This is a genomic window from Paenibacillus rigui, from assembly GCF_002234615.1.
Taxonomy (GTDB): Bacteria; Bacillota; Bacilli; order Paenibacillales; family NBRC-103111; genus Paenibacillus_S; species Paenibacillus_S rigui.
The window spans coordinates 1-1,069 of sequence record NZ_NMQW01000093.1; the positions used below are offsets into that span (position 1 = coordinate 1).

Consider the following 1,069-nt stretch of genomic DNA (forward strand, 5'->3'; position numbering starts at 1 on the left):
TTCGTGAATACAACAACGTTATCGGAAATTGAGGCGAAAATATTAATATTACAGGATGCGATTCAATGAAGATAAAAATTGAAAAATCACCAATACCTATTATCTGGTTAGATACCCTTGCAATAATTGAGTTATATAAAACAAAAACAGGAAAATCAATCGATAATAGAATTCAGAAGCTACACGATATGATTAAATTGAAAGTCTCGGATAGAAAGCTAATTTGCCCATTAGGTGATCATGAAGCAGAAATAGAAGAAGATCTTAAGGAGGTAATTAACAATATATTGGATTTAACACTTGGCATAAGATTTAAGGCTAACGAAGATATACAACAGACGCAAGTATTTAAAGCAATTAAATTGTATGAGACGAACGAGATACCCGTACTCACATATAAAGATGCTTTTTATAAGGATCCGTTAGAAGAGCTTAATAATAATAATCCATTTATCATATCCGTTGTTGTTAATTCAACCTCAGAAGAAATAAGTAGAAGAAAACAAACCAAGATACTAAATTTGGAAGAATTACAAAGTGTTAAAGAAAATTATTATATAGATAAGGATTTTCACAAGCAGCTAGAGGATGAGTTTATGGGACATTTTAGCGCAACTAGGTATGTGTATGAAACGCTTATGTACAAATCAAGCAATAAGTTGCCATTTACTGAAAGAGAAATTAACCAGATCAATAACATGCTTGCACTTCCCCTAACTTATTGGAAGAGATATAAATCAAGTGGGTTAAATGGTTATTTTGAGTTTCTTAAATCAGTTGAATATAAGAATCTTCCATATGTAGACATTAATGCAAGGATGACCGCGGATTTATTTACATCAAGAAGGAAATTTCTTGATAGTGGAGATCCAACTGATATATCTAATATTTCAGCATTGCTGCCATTTTGTAATTACGTCTTAACTGATAAAGATCAAATGAACAGAATTAAGCGGCAACAATTAGATAAGAAGTATGATACATATGTTTATTCAATGTCTAATATTGATGAGTTATTTAATAAGTTAGAAGCCCTTTAATTTGAATGGAGTCTGTAAAATAGTTTGTG

General features: G+C 30.7%; 1 protein-coding gene. It reads left to right on the forward strand.

All coding sequences use genetic code 11. The annotated features are described in order from the left end of the window. Positions 1–65 precede the first annotated feature (65 nt). A complete protein-coding gene (locus tag CF651_RS31765) occupies positions 66–1,040 on the forward strand; it encodes a hypothetical protein (RefSeq protein WP_094018876.1) in 975 nt (324 codons plus the stop codon). Positions 1,041–1,069 lie beyond the last annotated feature (29 nt).

Bases quoted from the DNA above. Each gene is read 5' to 3' on its own strand.
- CF651_RS31765 (WP_094018876.1), top strand. From the start codon at position 66: ATGAAGATAAAAATTGAAAAATCACCAATACCTATTATCTGGTTAGAT.